Below are 17929 nucleotides of genomic sequence, written 5' to 3'. Positions count from 1 at the left end.
GATTTGATATTGTGAGCGCTGAGCATGACGGGGAATATGTAACGTGACGACTTTGAGCCTTTCGCAGCTGGAAAACCATCTCTGGCGGGCGGCGGATATCTTGCGGGGATCGATCGATTCCGGCGATTACAAGCACTACATTTTCGGTCTTCTGTTCTTCAAGCGCCTCTCGGATGTCTGGGAGGAGGAGTATGAGGAACGGCTGGCGCGCTACCATGATGCCGATCTGGCGGCCGATCCAGATGAGCACCGCTTCGATATTCCAAGGGGCCATTTCTGGAAACATGTGCGCAAGCACACGACCGACATCGGCACCCATCTGAACGCAGCCTTCCGCGCCATTGAAGACGCGAACATGAAGCTGCGCGGCGTCTTCCAGGATGTCGATTTCAACAACAAGGAGCGCTTTCCGGATGCCATGCTGGAAAAGCTGCTGCAGCATTTCGAGACCTATCGCCTGCGCAATTCCGATGTCGAGCCGGATGTGCTGGGCCAGGCCTATGAATATCTGATCGCCCAGTTTGCCGATGATGCCGGTAAGAAGGGTGGCGAGTTCTACACGCCGAAGATGGTCGTGCGGCTGATCGTTGAGTGCCTGAAGCCGGAAGAAGGCATGTCGATCTATGACCCAACCTGCGGCTCGGGCGGCATGCTCTTGGAGGCCGTGCATCATCTGGAGCGTCAGGGCAAGAACCCGAAAAGCCTTTCGCTTTTCGGCCAGGAGCGGAACCTCAACACCTGGGCCATCTGCCAGATGAACCTGTTCCTGCATGATATCGACGATGCACAGGTAGCGCGTGGGGACACGCTGTTGGAGCCGAAACATCTAACGGGCGACAGCGTGAAGGCCATCCGCACTTTTGATCGAGTGCTGGCCAATCCGCCGTTTTCGCTGAAAAGCTGGGGCCATGATATCTGGTCGAAGGGCGACGTCTATGGCCGTGACCGCTACGGCTGCCCGCCGAAATCTTACGGCGACCTCGCTTTCGTGCAGCATATGGTGGCGAGCCTGAAGGAGGACGGCGTATGCGGCGTGGTGCTGCCGCATGGTGTGCTGTTTCGCGGCGGCGCGGAAGGCAAGATCCGCGAGGGGCTGATCCGGGATGATCTGATCGAAGCCGTTATCGGCCTTGCGCCGAACCTGTTTTATGGCGCGGGCATTCCGGCCTGCATCCTCATCCTGCGCAAGCAAAAGCCTGCGGCACGCAAGGGTCAGATCCTCGTCGTCAACGGTGCCGAGCATTTTATTGAAGGTAAGGCGCAAAATCATTTGTCTGAGGCCAATGTCGCCACGCTGGCCAGGGCTTTTGGCGATTTTGCCGATGCCAAGCGGTTGGCGCGGGTGGTGCCAACAAGGGAGATCGAGGCGAATGACTTCAACCTCAACATCAGCCGCTATGTGCATCTGGGCGAGGAAGCGGCGGAGGTCGATGTCGCGGCTGAAGTGGAAAAGCTGATCGAGCTTCAAGCCGAGCGGGATGCGGCGGAAGCGCGAATGATGGACTTTATGCGGGAGCTGGGTTATGTCGCGTGATGTGCCCGGCGGGTGGCGATCGGTTCGACTTGGTGAGGTGGCGCGCGAAGATCGCAGTCGCAATTCAGATGGAAAGATTCCGAGTGAGCGACTGGTCGGAGTTTTCAAGAACGACGGCATGATACCGATGCGGGAGAGGGTAAAGGGCGTAAGCGTTGATCGATGCAAGATCGTTCAACCTGGTTCGTTTGCCTATAACCCCATGAGAATAAACATTGGATCCATCGCGAGATCGTCACATGCTGACGCCGTGATGGTTAGCCCAGACTACGTAGTCTTTTCTGCAAATGAACGCATGTTGGATGGTTCATATCTGGAGCATCTACGCCGCTCGGCGGAATGGGAAGCTTATGTGGGAAATGCCGGTGACGGTGGCGTCCGTATTCGAATCTATTTTGACCATCTTGCCGAGTTTCGATTTGCTCTCCCCCCACTCCACGAACAACGTCGCATCGCAGACATCCTGTCCAGCGTCGATGAGGCCATTGCATCAACGCGGTCGGTGATGGAGCAGACCAGAAAGGTCAAGCAGGGCGTGCTGGAACGCCTGCTCACCAAAGGCATCGGCCACACGCGCTTCAAGCAGACCGGGATCGGGGAGATCCCCGAGGGGTGGGAGATCGTTCGCCTCAATCACATCGCCGAAAGGACGACCTATGGATTTACGAATCCTATGTCGACCGTTGAAGACGGACCTTGGATGATTACAGCTGCAAACATCCTCGAGGGAAAGATTAACTATAAAACGGCGCGCAAAACGGATCGCATAGAGTTCGAGACACTTCTTTCCGAGAAAAGCAAACCGGCCGAAAACACGGTCTTGATCACGAAAGACGGCACGCTGGGTCGCGTGGCGATCGTAGACAAAGGCGATCTTTGCATCAACCAGTCGGTTGCTGCAGTTACGCCTATCGAATGGAGGATTCTGCCAAGATTCCTTTACTGGCTTTTGCAGTCTCCATCTGTTCAAACGAGGATACTTGCGGAGGCGGGCGGCTCCACCATCAAGCACATTTACATATCGAAATTGGCGGAAACAGTCCTGCAGCTTCCCCCGCTAAATGAGCAGGAAGAGATTGTGCGCAATATCGACTTGGTTGAGTTGAGCTTTGAACGCGAGCATAGCCATTTTGGCGCTTTGGTTGCCTTCAAAGCCGCCCTCATGTCAGACCTCCTCACCGGCCGAAAGCGTGTCACCGACGCGCTTCCCATGGCAGCGGAATGAGCGCCCCATGAGCAACGGCCCCGAATGGCATTTTGCCGAGCGCCCGACGATCGAGCATCTGAAGACCATGGGCTATGGATTCGTGGCACCGGCGGAGCATGCAAGTTTGCGCGAGGGCGAGAACCAGGTTCTGTTTCGCCCGCAGCTCATCGACGCGCTGATGCGCATCAATGGGATCGACCGCGCCTCTGCCGAGGCCGCCTATGGAGAGCTTGCGGCAATCAGCGACAACGAGGCCTGGCTGAAGGTGCTGCGTGGCGATTATGCCCGCAAGGTAACCGGCCAGGAAACGCGCCAGACGCTGCGGGTGATCGATTTTCTCGACCCCGACAATAACCTGTTTTCCGTGACACATCAGCTGCGGGTGAAGGCGGAGAACACGCGAAAGCCCGATGTCATGGTCTATGTGAACGGCATTCCGCTTGTTGTCATCGAGGCGAAGAGCCCGCTGAACGTGAAGGACAAGACCGGAGAGGCCTTCGAGCAGATTCGGCAATATGAGCGGGACATTCCGCGCCTGTTCTTCTCCAATGTCTTCAACATCGTCACCGATGGCGCCTTGGTGCTCTATGGCGCGACCGGCTCCGGCTCCAAATACTATGCCGAGTGGCGTGATCCCTGGCCGAAGCTGGAGGGTGATTTCTCTGACACGCTCGCCAAAGGTCTCTGGTGTCTGCTGGAGCCAAGCCGTCTGCTGGACCTGATCGCGCATTACGTGGTGTTCGAGAAGACCGAGACCGGCACGATCAAGAAAATCTGCCGCTACCAGCAGTTCCGCGCCGTCAACCGCATTGTTGAGCGCGTGATCGAGAGCAACCACCGGCAGGGGCTGATCTGGCACACGCAAGGCAGCGGCAAATCGCTGACCATGGTGTTTGCCGCGCTGAAGCTGAAGACGCATCGGACGATCCAGTCCAAGGCGCTGACGAACCCGAACATTCTGGTGCTGACCGACAGGGTGGACCTGCACAGCCAGATCAGCGGCACCTTTGTCGCCTGCGGCTTGCCGAACCCGACGGCGATCGAGAGCATCAAGGATCTGCACGCGCTGATCCGCAGCGGCAAGGATGGGCACACCGCGCTTTCCACCATTTTCAAGTTCCAGGGCTCGAAGGAGGCGATTGCCAATTCGGAAAACTGGATCGTGATGGTGGACGAGGCCCACCGCACCCAGGAAAAGGATCTCGGCGCCTATCTTCGCGCGACACTGCCCAACGCGCGCTTCTTCGGTTTCACCGGCACGCCGGTGAAGAAGGACGACAAGAACACCTATGAAAACTTCGGTGTGCCGGGAGAAGGCTATCTGGACAAATACGGCATCGACGACGCCGTCGCCGATGGCGCGACCGTGCCGATCTATTACACCGGCCGCAAGACCGACTGGCATATCGATGAGGCGAAGATCGACATCCTGTTCGACACCTGGTTTGCCGAGGTTGATGACGACAAGCTCAACGAGATCAAGAAGCGCGGGGTGCAGATCGAGGATCTGGTCAAGCATCCACGCCGTATCGAACTGATCGCCTATGATATCTGGACGCATTTCAAGCAATATGCCCGGCCTGATGGCTTCAAGGCGCAGATCGTCGCCATCGATCGCGAGGCCGTAATCCTCTACAAGCAGGCGCTGACAAAGGTCATTGCCGAGGATCTGAAGGCCGAGGGCATGGAGCCTGCCGAGGCGCTAGCCCGCGCCAATGCCATGTCGGCCTGCGTCTATTCGATCAACCAGGAAGACAGCAAGCCGAGCGAGGATGCGCACAAGCAGGCGATCCGCACTGAGCTGAAGGCGCATTATCTGGATGCCGAAGCCGAGAAACTGGCGAAGAAGGCATTCGGTCGCAAGGGCGACGACCCGCAGTTCCTGATCGTCTGCGACAAGCTCTTGACCGGCTTCGACTGCCCGATCGAAAGCGTCATGTATCTCGACAAGCCGCTGAAGGAGCACGGGTTGTTGCAGGCGATTGCCCGCACCAACCGCGTATCTGACGCCAGGAAGCGCAACGGACTGATTGTCGACTATATCGGCGTTTCAGGACACCTCGAAGAAGCGCTTTCCTCCTACCGCGCCGATGACGTGAAAAACGCCATGCGTGATCTCGACGATCTGCGCAACCAGCTACGGGCAGCCCGCTCTGCCGTCGCCGCGTTGATGAAGCCGCTGAAACGCGATGCGAGCGACAAAGACGCGCTGAAGGCGGAATATGATGCCTTCGTCAAGCTGCTCGGCACTGAGGACAAGTGGTTCGACTTCAAGGCCAAGGCGCGCAGCTTCATCGTCCTCTATGAAACGCTGAGCCCGGACCCGAGCGTTCTGGAGTTCACCGCCGATCTGAAATGGGTTGCCAACTTCGTGCTCTATGGCACGCAGCACTTTGAGAAGCGCCAGGCCTTCGACCAGATGAATTACAGTGAGAAGATCCGCGAGATGCTGGAGAAGCATCTGGAAGCGACGGGTCTCAGCGTCACCGTCAAGCTGCGCCACATCACCGATCCGGAGTTCTGGGACGATTTCGATCCTAATGGCAAGACCGAGGAAGACCTGATGACGGCAGCGATCCGCAAGACGACGGAGCTGCGCAAGACCGTGACCGAGCGGATCGACGACAGTCCGCATCAATACGGTAAATTTTCCGAGCGCCTTCGCCAGCTGCTGGAAAAGCTGGAAAGCGCGCAGCTCTCTTGGGGCGAGAAGCTGAAGGCAGCCGAAGAGCTGGCGAAGGACATTACGGCTGAGGACGCTGCCCATGTCGAAGCGGGTCTGACGCCCGGCGCCTATGGCATTCTGCAGATCCTCAACGGCTTCACCTCCGCGCCGGAGGGAGCGGCTCTGGCGATCCGCCTGGAGGGGCTCTACACCGACCCCGTCACCGCTCCATCAGGCTGGTGGGAGAAGGACGGGCTTCGCAAGAGCCTGCGCCAGCAGGTGCGCTCCATGGCACATCTGGCGGGCCTGACGCAGCTGAGGGAGATCCCGGAAGAGGTCGAGGCCTACGCGCTCAAGCATTTCGCGGGGCCGTGACATGGCCGTCTATCGCATCGGCGCGCAAGAGATCGAATACACCCTGCGGCGATCGCCGAGGGCGCGCAAGGCGAGCCTGAGTGTCACGCCGAAATCCTTCGAGCTCCTGGTCCCGGAGAGTGCGACCGACGAGCAGATCAGTGCCGTGCTGGACCGCCGGCGTGCCTGGATCATTGAGACGGTTCAGCATATGGCTGAACGCGCAAAGGCCCAGACCCGCGTCTACCAGTTCGTGACCGGCGCCAAGATCCCCTATCGTGGACGGATGGCGCGGCTCACCATCGAGCCCTTCGATGGCTCCCTGGTCGAGGTCAGTTTCCGCAACGGTTTCAAGATCCGCAAGCCCGCCGAACTGTCGCCGGAGTCATCCGACACCATCATCGAGAGCGCTCTCCGGCTCTGGCTGAAACGCCGCGTGCGCGACGACGCTCGCGATTTTGTTCACCAGCATGGTGAGCGCCATGGGCTGAAACCGCGTGGCGTGCAGATCAAGGACCAGAAACACATGTGGGGCAGCTGCGGTCAGGACCGGCAAATCAATCTGAACTGGCACCTGATCTTCGCGCCGAAGCCCGTCCTGGAATACGCCGTGGTCCACGAGATATGCCATCTTAAGCACCGCAACCATGAACCGGAGTTCTGGGACCTCGTGGGGCGTGTGCTGCCGGACTGGCAGGAGCGAAAGGCTTGGCTCGACAAGAACGAGCACATGCTGGGATGGGAGAAAGTGGAGGCGGTGAGATAATCAGACTGTTTTTTGGGGATCTTGGGGAGTGTGTCATATGATCAATCTCAACGAGACAGCGCTCCTCGGCATCGATGTGGGCTTTTCGACATCCAGACCAACCACTGGCATCGCCTGGAGCAAGAACGGCGAGTTTGGAGCGGCCAGGACGCACTCTGATTGGGAACGTCGCAGTCAGCACATACCTGCGTCTACTCAGTTCTCGGTGATAGCCATCGACGGACCGTTAGTCCCGGTCGGCTCCGATGACAGCTTGGACCGTCTCTGTGAACGCCTGTTCATTCGCGGCGCATTTCAGACGCGATGCAAGCCTGGTTTGAGTAATCATGGTTATGGCAAGGGTCTGCGACGGGCTGCTGCTGAGACGGCAAATCAGGTGGTCCACCTGGCTGAGCATAACACAGGCGCATCGAGGGCGATCCTGCAGGACACTTTCATAATTGAAGCCTTTCCGAACGCCTTTTTGGGGGTTCTGCTGCCAGAGGCACGGTTTGTCCTGCCGAAGGCGGGTAAACGCAAGAAGTTTGATTGGCTGTATGAGCATGCCGTCGATAGCGGCGTTCTTTCAGACCTGTTTCAAAAGATTGGCTGGCATAATCCTCAGCTGTTGACCGCAGTTCTTGGCGAGCGCGACCACGAAAAGCGAGCTGCATGGATCTGCCTGCTCACTGCGGCGTGTGCCGCAACTAATGAAGCTCAAGTCGTGGGCGACGATACAGGCGGCTGGTTTTGGCTGCCACCCCAGGATCAATGGGCAGGATGGGCGCGGGAAACGCTTAAGAAGAACAGGCTGGCTCTGGCGTAGCGCTATTTGACTCAGGGAAGCTCGCTGGCTGGCTCGGCGCTGCTGGACGTCGCCTTATATATCTGGATGCGCGGAACGTTCTGTTCATCTCATCGTTGAAAAAACTGGTTCAGTGGCGTTGGATAGCTAACGGAAGCTATTCCAACGCGCCAGCTATTTCAATGAAATATCTAATTCTGTGGAAGGCGTCCGATATAGCTTACAACAGTAAAATGGATGCACCGTTTCGATGTATGATAGAAGATTTGCATTGATAGAATAAACGGAATAATTGCGCTGCGCGAGATTATGCAGAAAGCGTAGGGACTATGGCGATTCAGGAACTAAAAAGCGCTTGGCTTAGAGCTAACGAACACGAGAGATATGAATTCGAAAGTTGGATCGCGGCGCAAGCTGCGTCAGCGGGGGAGACGCCTAGGATAGCGACACCTGAAACTCCCCTAGCGGTCCGCAACCACCTGCTGCCTTGGGTTAAATCCCGAATTAAAACTGTGATGGCAAAACGAGACCTTAGGGTAGGCGATGTGATGGTTGAGTTGGGTTTAAATCGACGAGATTCGTCACTCGGCAATTCGCTTGTGAATGACAAAAAGCTATCGAATAGCGTTTTAGCAGAATTGGAGATTTGGCTAAAGAACAATGAGGCGGTCTGAGAACGGTCATCTACCACTGCCGTGCAATATCCAAGTCGGTCTGAAACCACTCAACGCCTCGGTTGGGAACGCGATCAGAAATGACAGCCAACTACGGCTGACTGTCCTATCTGCACTTGAAAAGTGGCTCGATCAAATCAACACGTCTTATTTTCGCCGTTCGACGGGCTACCTCTTATAGAGCTGGTCCGTCACCGTGTCCGAGAATGATTTGAGCGAACGTTCCGCCCCCTCTGTCATCGTGTATTCGTATCTCTCAAGCAGGGCATCCGAACACGTTGGGTTGTATTTCATTACTTCGAACTCGAATGCGCGTTCCATCTGCCGGTCAGCTACGATCAAATCAGCATTGGGAATGCGTGCCAGCATCATTAACAGACGTTGCTTATAAGCAATATGGTCCCCATCTGGCTTTCCGCATTCAACGGAACCACGCTTGAGAACCACATATGGAATGGTCGCGTTGAAGAACCCTGTCTCCACAGGGCCAGCAAAGGCAGGAGTGCCGGAAAGTATCAACGGCAAGACGGTAGCGATTTTCAGCGCCCGAACAACCTGAATGATAGCAGATTTATCTATCTGAGCAAACTTGCGCATGAAACCTCCGGCGCTGAAATGTCGATTGTCACCGCACAAAAGGGAAGGGTTCCGTCATAACGAACCGACGATATGGCGTGCGAAGATAACGTATTGAAATCCTTCGGAGACGCTTTCTCGGTCAACAGAAAAGCCGCACCGCACGAAAAGGTTCCTTTTAATCAAGGGCTTGCCGGGTATCATGCACGGATAAATTGCACCAAAATTTAGGCGGCAGGCAGAATGAACACCTTGGGATATGCTCGCGTCAGCACCGTGGAACAAAGCCTCGACTTACAAATGTCGGCGCTGAGGTCGGCGGGATGCACCGATGTCCTTACTGATGAAGGATATTCCGGCGCAGACTTTACAAGACCGGGCCTGGCGCGCCTGCTTCGAAAGCTTCGGCGCGGAGATACCATCGTTGTCTGGCGCCTCGACCGTTTGGGTCGATCTCTCTTCGAATTGCTTAAACTCGTTCGTGAGCGCGGGGTAGAGTTCCGGTCGTTGAGTGAAAGCTTGGACACTGGCACGCCAGCCGGACGGCTCCTGCTGCACGTCCTCGCATCAATGGCTGAGTTTGAGCGATCGCTGATTAGCGAGAGGACGCGCGCAGGCATGGCTGCTGCTCGGGCTCGCGGCAGCCGTCTCGGTCGGCGCCCGGCGATGACAGACGATCAGCGCCGGGACGCTCGGCAGGCTTTGGCGAATGGCTCAGCCACCGCCGAAGCCATCGCGAAACAGCATGGAATTCACCCCCGGACATTGCTTCGAACTCTGAAGGTCGACGCCGAGCGTCTGGATACCTCTCATTGACTCAGGGGAGCTCGCTGACTGGCTTTCTCCCACCCGACGAGGAATTGTTCGTCTGAATACAAACGCGCTCAGGTGACTCGCGGTTGAAAAAGCGCTAAGGTGAACTTCAGCTTGATTGAAATTGGCACACGAGATCAGAAGGCCTGCTTTCCCATTTTTGCAAGTTTTTCTGACTAAAAAAGATTGCTCGCCTATTGATGCGGTTTGAAGAGAAGCATTGTGACGCTTGGGCGGACGGGGAGTGGTCGATTCCGCCGGCCTAATAACTTCTATATGGGTTAATGCATATATCTACACAGGAAACCTATTCACTCTTCACTCACTACGGAGCAGATGAAAATCCGTCGCCAACACGTTTACCAAGGTTTCTTAAAGCGACCCTGACCCGTTCATTCAAATCCTCAAAAGCCACGAAGGTGCTGGCCGCTCCCTGCGCATTTCTGTTCAAGACGCTCATCCGGAGACCACTTGCATGAATGTGGTGCATTACTCTGCGTCGCAAATTCCGCCTAGCGTCATCTCTCGTCGCATCCATAGCCTTCAGGCCAATTACTCCAGTCTTCGAGAATTTCGCCGCTCGCTCTGGATTACTCGCAGCAGCTAGCGCTTGCCTCTTTGAAGCCCTTACCGGTTCAGCAACAAACGTGGGAAGAGCGAACTGGAAATACTTTCCTTGAAGCTTTGTGAAGCTGAACGTCCTGAGATCATTCAACGAGCCAATGCCAATATTCTCTGTTTCCGGATGAGCCAACGTGACTTCGACCCTAGCTCTTTTTGACTTCTCATCGAGTAGGACAAATGTTCCGGCGGAAATGTTTTGCGTATCAATTACCTTGTCCATAACGCGCCACCGGACAGAGGCCTCCTTCTCGCCCACTTCCAAGGTTCCGTCTACATTGGGCGCGCGATCTCTGTCCGTTTCCAGCAAAAATTGCTCATTCTCAGCGGGCGTCAAATGCCTAGAGTCGTAAAGCAAGCGCTGGGTGAAATCAGGGCCTCTGCCCCAAACCGTCCTCGGCCTATCCCGGATATTTGTCGTTACATCTGGGCGCACTTGAAGATGGTTCATCAACACCCGGACCATACGAGCGCGTAGGAGATCATCGGGTGTCTTGGGAATAAAATCCACGCTAATCTCAATGGCGCGGACTGAAGGTTCGAGCGCCAAGCCAAATTTGGCTCGGACGGCAGCAATTGATTTTAGAACAGTGGCAATCTCCGGCTCTTGAAATCTGATATCGAAACAGTTCGAGGAGGCTGTGTTGTCGCCGTCAACATTCTCCACATAGCTCCGCCGGCCACCAATTGGTTCGATTTCTCGTTGCAACCATTGAAATTGAGTGTTGCGGTCGAGCGTGATCCAATCGATGACAGCACGAGCCTTGAACCGTTCGAGATCTAATACTGGTCGAATAGAATATCTACCGGAAAGGCGGGCTTGCGTATTCGACAAATCCTCTCGGCGGTAATCGAGATAGCCGACAAGGGATTTGGATTTCGCAGCAATCAACGGGATGAGCATTCCCGGCAACCTTGGCTTCATTTTCAACAACAGCTTTCAAATCAGTGCGTCTGCACTCACCATATCCTCATTTGAACATGGATTGCCAAGGGCTCGCACAAGCGCAAAATAGCTACTTCCACCGACTTCTGTCCGTGCGCCTCCCTAGAGCAACCCAGAGCGAACTGGAGACCAGCGCAGAAGAAGCTCGCAGATTTGTTTCATATAGTCAGAATACTGGTGGTTTAATCAAAGCGAACATCACCTCACGCAGAATGATTTTAGCGTTCTCAGAAGAGTTGGATAGATTAGGAGACAAAATCGCGTGGATTCAGGGAAAAAATTGCGAAATCGCCGGTTTAGCGTCAACTTAGCGTAAAAATAGTGGAAATGAGTTTCTTATTGCTCGTAAGAAACCCGTTGCCAGCCCCGCCTCTAATTCCGGTCGTTTTCGGACGGTTATCGCGCGTCCAAGACAGTCGATTTGTCAAAAAGTAAATCCCGTCTGCTCGCAGGAGAGGTGGTTTGGATTTCGAAACTCGGTGGCAACCCAAGGCATCCCCTACGGCTATAGCGAGTTTTTCTAGGACTTTGCTGTCCTCCTGCGCAGAACAACAGCGCGAACAGTTCGTGGATCACCTTACCCAAGGCGCGCCACGAGATCGTCAGCAGCGAGGTGCGTGTATCTTTTCAACATGCGCAGTTCCTTGTGTCCGCTGATGCTGCTGACCTCAATGACGTTCAAACCACGCTCGAACAGACGGCTGACGCCCTCGTGGCGCAAATCATGGAAGCGCAGCCCCTTTACCCCGGCACGCGTCAGCAACCTTCTCCATGCCTGTTCCAGCGTCCCGGCACGCATCGGAAAAATCATAGACCGATCCACGGTCGGGTGTTCTTTCCAAGCTATCAGCGTATCGAATGCCCGCTGTGACAAGGGAACCTCACGATCGGAACCATTTTTGGTAAGAGCGAGCGAGAGCACCCGGCGATTGTGCGAAAAATCTGTCCACTTCAGTCCGAGAAGCTCACCACGGCGCATCCCGGTCTCGATCGCGACTATCAGCAGCGTGCGTAGGAAAGGTATCTTCCCGGTATCGCAAGCATCGAGCAGCCATTGCTCCTCGTCGCCGGTCAAGCGGCGGCTCCGCTCATTTCTTATCACCGGACGACGAACCAGCTTCACGACGTTCTTCGCCAGCGGCAGACCCCAATCGCGGATTGCGACCTCGAGGACATGGCTGAGGATAGCAAGCTCTCTAACTGTAGTAGAAGGAGCTACGGATTGAAGCCGCTCGTCACGGAAGGATGCTATATCCTGCTGGCTCAGTCCGATCATCGTCCTGTATGCGAGTTCGTGGCGACGAAGCACGTCGATCCGCTGTATCTCTTGGACGGACCCGCGCTTCAGAGGCGACACTTCGCGTTGGTAACGTTCGAGAAGCTGCCCGAGCGTCGTGCTTTCAAGGATTTTCGTGTCCGGGGCAGCGCCGAACCTATCGACCTGCGCTTCGAGATCACGCGCCCACTTCTCTGCTTCGATCTTCGTGTCGAATGATTTGCACCGGGGCTTCATGCCACGACGACGAACCTGCGCTTGCCAGCGACCTCTGAGTTTTCTGATTGTCGCCATGGTGATCTCCAACGTTTGTTGTCAACAATGCGTAGGATGCCCCGACGAGGGGGCCAAGGATTATCCCGGCACGAGCACTTCAGTTACTCATCGGGACTCTACAATCTTCAGCGTGATATAAAGGTGCAGCTGAATTTGATTCGAAGGAAAGTCAGTGCAGTTTGGCGACTATATTGTGTATGTGGACGAAAGCGGCGACCACAGCATGACCTCCATAGATGAAAACTATCCAATCTTCTCGTTGGCTTTCTGTGTATTCAAGAAATCTGAATATGTTCAGACTGCAGTTCCCGCCATGCAAGACTTTAAATTCCGATGGTTCGGTCACGACACAATAGTTATGCATGAATCAGACATCGTGAAGCGTCGCGGCCCCTTTCACTTTCTTCAATACGACAAGTTGAGAGAACGCTTTTTGACGGATCTGACCGATGTCATCGCGGGGATGCCGATGACTGTTGTTTCGTCTGTGATCCGAAAGGATGCGCTTAGACGGAGATACGCGCGCCCAGAAAACCCATATCAACTAGGCCTGTTGTTTTGCATGGAAATGACCCATGCATACATCAAACACAATGGAAATCATGAACACCAATGCCACATAGTGTGTGAATCGCGAAGCCCAAGAGAGAAGGTGGGACAAGGGAAAGAGGACGCAGCACTTGAGCTGGAATTCCGACGCATCGCGGCTGGTGATCACTTCCTCCAGGGAGGAAGGGAGGAGGCTAAAATGCCGTGTTTCGATATCGTCTTTGCATCGAAATTGGCAAATTCTACGGGTCTGCAAATAGCTGATCTAATCGCTCGACCAATAGGTCTTCGCATACTTAAGGGCGATCAGCCCAATCGAGCCTTCGAAGTCATAAGTCAAAAATTCTGGAAAGGGCCTCATGGCAGAAACCAGTCGTTCGGTCTCAAAGTCTTCCCATGAAAAGCGAAAGGCCCCGGTAAACCGAGGCCACAACGCCGACCAGGAACGAACCCCAATCCATTTAGACTAAATATAGTGGCTGTTTGGAAAATATCAAGTAGATTCAATTGTTTGCCAAACTTTCTGCTAAGTGCATGTAAAGACTCCGATATTTTTTGTCTACCCTACAAGCAGATATCGCTACAAACACGAAGGCATATCGGTGAGTTTCTCGCACCTGCAAAATCTAATCCTGATCGAGGAAACGGCTGGCGAAAGCTGAAGGCGGCAACGAGCACCATGTGAGCGAAGCTGTCGTGATGCTCGCGTATGCAATGCATCTTTTCACGAAGGGCATCGGGCAGGTATAGTTCAAGAATCTATCCGACGTCGTGCTTTCTAGGACTTTCGTGTCCGCTGCGGCTCCGAACCTATCGACCTGAGCCTCCAGGTCGCGTGCTGACTTTTCGGCTTCGAGCTTGCTATCGAAAGGCTTCCAGCGGGGCTTCATTCCACACCGACGCACGTGGGCTTGCCAGCGTCCTCTGAGCTCCCGGATCTTTGCCATCTGAACTCCAATGGTTTTTGAAGGTCATGCGTAGGACGCCCGCTGCGGGGTGCCAAGGATTATCCCGGCAGCAGTCAAGCCAAGCCAATATTGCCCCCACGGCGAGGACCACCATGTCAGGTTGAAGCTTTATAGACTTTGTAACTACTAAGAGCCGTGCTGGCGGTAAGCTTTTTTTATGTCAGCTATAGCCTGCGCTCCATACTTGCTAGCGAGACGGGCAACAAAATCAGGCTCGATATCCTCGGCAAATGACAACTGACCTGCTAACCGGCAGGTGTCTGCATTGGACAGCACCCCCAACATCCACCGATGAACGCCAGCTCTGAGGTTTCGCTTTCTAAGCTGTCCCAAAGAAACACTCCCATCGTTTGTTAATATTAACCCAGTCACCATACGCTTATACTTTTTAGTCGCAAGGACAGTTTTTTCATAGTTAATTTTAAGTCGCGGAGACGTTAGATCCTTTACTATGCGCTCTAACGCTTTCGGAACACCTGTAAGAAAACCAGTTCTTTGCGCTGAAAAGGTTAAGTCATCTGCATATCTTGTATAAGTCACCTTCTGGGACGCACAATAAGTTTGAATCGCATCGTCGAACTCAAACATAAGTATATTAGATACATGCGGCGATGATGGAGCCCCTATAGCCAACCGTAAAACGGATGAATGACGGTTTTTTCTTCTGAAGATTATTTTTGAGCTTAACGCTACATCCTCTTTATTGTTAAAAACATCATGTCGATGGCAATATTCCTCCCAGTCCTCAGCCCGAAGTGATGGAAAAAAATCTTGAAAGTCAAACTTCAGGATCGGACCATTGTGGGAGTGGGCCAGAGCATTCTGTCTCAGGCCGATGCCAGGACGATAAGCCATCGCAGCCGGGTGCACCGGCAGTCTAGCGAGAAAAATATCGTGCAGGGCTCGCTGCAGAACCTTTAGCTCGCGAGCTGGCTGCGCTATTTCTCGCCGACCCCCCCGGCGCTTGTCGATGTGATAAACTTTATATCTATCCGGTGCGTTGCCTATAATCGCGCGGAGGTCCCAGTCACTTAGACCTGTAGCCTCGGACAGTGCTCTTAAAATCTCACTCATGCGACGCTGCCGTAAAATTGGGTAATAACGCTGTAGCGGAGTGGCTCATGGTCTTTCCAATGTTCGCGTATTGCGAAGCGACGCCGGCCCTTGTTTTGAAGGGATCTACCTGCTTTGGTTGTGATGACAGCGGCATCAGGAAGTGGGGTCGCAATGAAAAACTCGTCAAGACCCTTTTTACGTCGAACGATCCATTCAACAGACTCGGCGCATAGAAGATATCTCTTCAAGTCCGAAGTGGAAACATAGACCCCCACAGTCAAAAGCAATTCGTCTATTTCACTGAAAGTCAGCGCGCCGTATTCTTGTATCAAGCCAACAATTAGTTTTATGATGTGCCCTGGCCGGTCAACGTTGAAAGTTGTAGGATCCCGCGTGGTGGCCAATCTCAATTTTAATGGCGCCTGCAGTTGGTCTTTCAGGACCCCGATTTTTATGCCCCCAGGCGCACTCACGTCACCGACGTCGGCATCATCAATTACGAAGATTGAAGTATTCCCGTGCTTGCGTTCCAGAGAGCGCAGCGGACCAAGCCGAATAAAAGAGGTTTCGCCTTTTCCCCGCCAGTGTCTATCTCGAACTACGACAAGGAGCCTTGAAGCGATCTCTTGGATTACGCAAAATGCTCCGAGCTCCGCCATGCTCCCTTCGCTCTCACAGAAAAGCAGAACGAGATCGGATATTTCCGCCAAATCGGTCTCAAACTGGAGGACATCCTCGTATGCATCAGCGAAGACATGAAGCTTTGTAATATCTTCCGCCTGGATTATCGCCTTTCCTTTGATCGCAGGATTATCGAGTATCTTGAGAAATCCATCGCGCAACGAAAGCGCAACTGGCTCGTCGATGTTTGAGTATGGCCCCCCGCAAAGGAACACCACCGCAGAAGGAGACTGGACATGGATTTTGTCCACATCCATCTCCTCTGCGAATAGCAACATAGCTTACCCTTAAAGCCCTGTAAGGTAGGGATTGATTATCGAGCGGAGCGTCCCGAAGGGCGATGTTCAATCACTACCTTACAGGGCACCAAAATTCCGCAATATAATGAGGTCCAGCGAAACGCTAGACCAAGTGCTAAACGACGCACTCAATACACGTAAGCCGAGTAACGATAGCCGGACGAAGCGAAATGTCAATGTGGCTTGCATGCGATGAGCGCCATATCCTCGGGCGACGCGCTTAAATTTTTCCCAGCGTTCCCCTGAGCTTTCCGATAGTCACCATGTGACCTCCAACGTTTATTGTCGATCATGCGTAGAATGCCCTGAAGATGGGGCAAGGGCATATCCCGCGCTCAATGGTGACATCAATTTGTGCTGTTAAGGGCGATAATTACAAGAGGACAGTTGGGCCAGCATCGTTACACGCCCACTTGCCATCCTCTGAATGCGTGTGCTATCCGAAAAACTGGGTGATGGTGTAAGGGGAAGCACGCTCTTCGGAGAGGATTTGTAGGATTCGAATTCCTACCACCAAAAGACATGAGCTTATGTTTTTTGGTGGTAGGAATTTTTGGCATACAATCCGAGCAAGCTTTACAAAGCCCACGTGGCCAACCTCAAAGAGCTTGATATAGCCATTGCAGTTGTGCGGCGGCAAGCACGATCCGCAATAGCCCGTAAAGACCCGGAGCATTCACTGAATTCACTCGTGCGATTGCTAGCCTTCCTCACAGGCGCATGGGCTGAAACAAGACTTAATAAACTACTCCATGAAGAATTCGGCTTTTCCGATGCTCAACGAGATAAAATACTTGAAGAAGACGCGCAAATCGAGCGATGGAAAAAGGCTGTCGATGTCGCTTTCCGAAAGAACATCGGAAAGCCCAGAGCGAAGCTAAATCGTTCTACACTAGGCGTTGCTGGATCAGCTCGACGGGATGTGATTCATGAAATAATTGAATCCGATCTACGGATTATCATTGAAATACGAAATAAGTTAGCACACGGCCAATGGCATTTTCCGCTCAGCAATGACGGCACGAAAATTGAGAGTAAAAAATACACTCTAATCAACAAAGAGAATTTAATGTCTCTTCAGTTCAAGCAAGATATGATCAAACACCTATCGAGTTTGATCCATGATTTGATTGTGAGCCCAGTTGCTTTTGAACGAGATTTCGAGAGTCATTATGTTAAACTGGAAAACGCGAAGCGGTCACTACTTAATGAAAGCTATTCCAGATATGAAGCCACTCTTCTGACAAGCCGGGAAAAGTTCAGATCAAAACTGACCACCAAGGCTTAAATGCAATCGTCACAACCACGCCACTAGCCTTGTCTCAGAAAAATTTAGTGTAGATGTGCCTGAAGTGTGGCCCACGGCGTCTTAGATTGCACTATATGACATCCAGTTAATCAAAAAGATATGTGGGAAAGCCACTACGGTCCCAGAGTTTTATGGCGGAGAGGGTGGGATTCGAACCCACGATACCCTTGCAGGTATGCCGCATTTCGAGTGCGGTGCATTCGACCACTCTGCCACCTCTCCGCATGCGCGAACGCTTGCGTTGCGCGCTCCTCTTAAACATCAATGGCCGGGCTGACAAGGGGAATTTCGTGTTTGTGTCACAAATTATTCGTCATGGCTGAGGCTCGGGAAATGCATCGGCTTCTGGCCGTTTTCGCAGATATTTTTAAGGTGACGCGCACGATCCGCAGGGGTGCGCGTCACATTCGATAGCAGCGTCAGATCCGTTGATAACGCCGCAAGATTTCCAGGATTTTTTCATCCTGCTCCCTATCGGGCAGAAGGGCCGGTTGGCGGCTGGCGCCGACGGAAGAGTCCTGGAGATAAAGCGAGCGTTTGACCATGGCCGGTGCGAAACCGAGGGTGTAGAGATC

The 17929-nt window shown here is 53.7% G+C and carries 13 protein-coding genes, 1 tRNA gene and 2 pseudogenes; 8 read left to right on the top strand and 8 right to left on the bottom strand.

The genetic code is table 11. The annotated features are described in order from the left end of the window. The first annotated feature begins 43 nt into the window (after positions 1 to 43). From ACQZ5G_RS09855 to ACQZ5G_RS09835, 5 genes are read left to right on the top strand one after another with little or no spacing between them, the layout of a single operon-like run. The gene (locus tag ACQZ5G_RS09855) at positions 44 to 1534 is read left to right on the top strand and encodes a type I restriction-modification system subunit M (protein ID WP_448737797.1); all 1491 of its coding nucleotides are present in this window, start codon (positions 44 to 46) and stop codon (positions 1532 to 1534) included. Continuing rightward, positions 1524 to 2759: a restriction endonuclease subunit S gene (locus ACQZ5G_RS09850; protein WP_448737798.1), complete on the top strand. Its 1236-nt coding sequence runs from the start codon at positions 1524 to 1526 to the stop codon at positions 2757 to 2759. The genes ACQZ5G_RS09855 and ACQZ5G_RS09850 overlap by 11 nt, the downstream gene beginning before the upstream one ends. A 7-nt stretch (positions 2760 to 2766) precedes the next feature. Next, positions 2767 to 5781, top strand: a complete 3015-nt coding sequence (locus tag ACQZ5G_RS09845) for a type I restriction endonuclease subunit R (RefSeq protein WP_448737799.1) — start codon at positions 2767 to 2769, stop codon at positions 5779 to 5781. Position 5782: 1 nt separating this feature from the next. Further along, positions 5783 to 6526 carry a M48 family metallopeptidase gene (locus ACQZ5G_RS09840; protein ID WP_448737800.1) on the top strand — a complete coding sequence of 248 codons (744 nt, stop codon included), beginning with the start codon at positions 5783 to 5785 and terminating at the stop codon, positions 6524 to 6526. Between the two features lie 37 nt (positions 6527 to 6563). Beyond that, entirely contained in the window at positions 6564 to 7331 is a 768-nt protein-coding gene (locus ACQZ5G_RS09835; RefSeq protein WP_448737801.1) for a DUF429 domain-containing protein, read from the top strand. An 821-nt stretch (positions 7332 to 8152) separates the two neighbouring features. On the opposite strand, the gene ACQZ5G_RS09830 is transcribed toward ACQZ5G_RS09835, so the two are convergent. Beyond that, positions 8153 to 8581 (bottom strand): hypothetical protein, encoded by a 429-nt coding sequence (locus ACQZ5G_RS09830; protein ID WP_448737802.1) that lies wholly within the window; start codon positions 8579 to 8581, stop codon positions 8153 to 8155. A gap of 222 nt (positions 8582 to 8803) precedes the next feature. Between ACQZ5G_RS09830 and ACQZ5G_RS09825 the strand changes: the two genes are divergently transcribed. Beyond that, positions 8804 to 9376: a recombinase family protein gene (locus tag ACQZ5G_RS09825; RefSeq protein WP_448737803.1), complete on the top strand. Its 573-nt coding sequence runs from the start codon at positions 8804 to 8806 to the stop codon at positions 9374 to 9376. Between the two features lie 322 nt (positions 9377 to 9698). Here the strand turns inward: ACQZ5G_RS09825 and ACQZ5G_RS09820 are convergent, their stop codons facing one another. Both ACQZ5G_RS09820 and ACQZ5G_RS09815 read right to left on the bottom strand, forming a co-directional pair. Continuing rightward, a complete protein-coding gene (locus ACQZ5G_RS09820) occupies positions 9699 to 10919 on the bottom strand; it encodes a hypothetical protein (protein ID WP_448737898.1) in 1221 nt (406 codons plus the stop codon). 598 nt (positions 10920 to 11517) lie between these two features. Beyond that, positions 11518 to 12510 carry a tyrosine-type recombinase/integrase gene (locus ACQZ5G_RS09815; RefSeq protein WP_448737804.1) on the bottom strand — a complete coding sequence of 331 codons (993 nt, stop codon included), beginning with the start codon at positions 12508 to 12510 and terminating at the stop codon, positions 11518 to 11520. Between the two features lie 154 nt (positions 12511 to 12664). Here ACQZ5G_RS09815 and ACQZ5G_RS09810 point away from each other — a divergent pair, with 154 nt between their 5' ends. Next, the gene (locus ACQZ5G_RS09810) at positions 12665 to 13441 is read left to right on the top strand and encodes a DUF3800 domain-containing protein (RefSeq protein ID WP_448737805.1); all 777 of its coding nucleotides are present in this window, start codon (positions 12665 to 12667) and stop codon (positions 13439 to 13441) included. A gap of 352 nt (positions 13442 to 13793) precedes the next feature. Here the strand turns inward: ACQZ5G_RS09810 and ACQZ5G_RS09805 are convergent. The 3 genes and pseudogenes from ACQZ5G_RS09805 to ACQZ5G_RS09795 all read right to left on the bottom strand — a co-directional run. Then, positions 13794 to 13988: pseudogene (locus ACQZ5G_RS09805) on the bottom strand (site-specific integrase); the annotation flags it as partial. Between the two features lie 147 nt (positions 13989 to 14135). Further along, positions 14136 to 15083, bottom strand: coding sequence for a retron St85 family RNA-directed DNA polymerase (locus ACQZ5G_RS09800; RefSeq protein ID WP_448737806.1), 948 nt, complete (start codon positions 15081 to 15083; stop codon positions 14136 to 14138). Continuing rightward, complete coding sequence (locus tag ACQZ5G_RS09795; protein ID WP_448737807.1) at positions 15080 to 15997, bottom strand: retron St85 family effector protein; 918 nt, start codon at positions 15995 to 15997, stop codon at positions 15080 to 15082. Before ACQZ5G_RS09795 ends, ACQZ5G_RS09800 begins: the two co-directional genes overlap by 4 nt. Before the next feature lie 637 nt (positions 15998 to 16634). Between ACQZ5G_RS09795 and ACQZ5G_RS09790 the strand changes: the two genes are divergently transcribed. Continuing rightward, positions 16635 to 17333, top strand: coding sequence for a hypothetical protein (locus ACQZ5G_RS09790; RefSeq protein ID WP_209089756.1), 699 nt, complete (start codon positions 16635 to 16637; stop codon positions 17331 to 17333). A gap of 153 nt (positions 17334 to 17486) precedes the next feature. On the opposite strand, the gene ACQZ5G_RS09785 is transcribed toward ACQZ5G_RS09790, so the two are convergent. Together ACQZ5G_RS09785 and ACQZ5G_RS09780 are read right to left on the bottom strand one after the other, a co-directional pair. Next, positions 17487 to 17576: transfer RNA gene (locus ACQZ5G_RS09785), tRNA-Ser, on the bottom strand. 197 nt (positions 17577 to 17773) lie between these two features. Next, positions 17774 to 17929 (bottom strand): annotated as a pseudogene (locus ACQZ5G_RS09780) (dihydrodipicolinate synthase family protein); the annotation flags it as partial.

Source organism: Agrobacterium sp. 22-214-1 (assembly GCF_053522465.1).
This window is presented reverse-complemented; position numbering and strand designations above follow the sequence as displayed.

Coding starts and splice junctions, on each gene's coding strand:
- ACQZ5G_RS09850 (WP_448737798.1), top strand. CDS start 1,524: ATGTCGCGTGATGTGCCCGGCGGGTGGCGATCGGTTCGACTTGGTGAG.
- ACQZ5G_RS09845 (WP_448737799.1), top strand. CDS start 2,767: ATGAGCAACGGCCCCGAATGGCATTTTGCCGAGCGCCCGACGATCGAG.
- ACQZ5G_RS09840 (WP_448737800.1), top strand. CDS start 5,783: ATGGCCGTCTATCGCATCGGCGCGCAAGAGATCGAATACACCCTGCGG.
- ACQZ5G_RS09835 (WP_448737801.1), top strand. CDS start 6,564: ATGATCAATCTCAACGAGACAGCGCTCCTCGGCATCGATGTGGGCTTT.
- ACQZ5G_RS09830 (WP_448737802.1), bottom strand. CDS start 8,581: ATGCGCAAGTTTGCTCAGATAGATAAATCTGCTATCATTCAGGTTGTT.
- ACQZ5G_RS09825 (WP_448737803.1), top strand. CDS start 8,804: ATGAACACCTTGGGATATGCTCGCGTCAGCACCGTGGAACAAAGCCTC.
- ACQZ5G_RS09820 (WP_448737898.1), bottom strand. CDS start 10,919: ATGAAGCCAAGGTTGCCGGGAATGCTCATCCCGTTGATTGCTGCGAAA.
- ACQZ5G_RS09815 (WP_448737804.1), bottom strand. CDS start 12,510: ATGGCGACAATCAGAAAACTCAGAGGTCGCTGGCAAGCGCAGGTTCGT.
- ACQZ5G_RS09800 (WP_448737806.1), bottom strand. CDS start 15,083: ATGAGTGAGATTTTAAGAGCACTGTCCGAGGCTACAGGTCTAAGTGAC.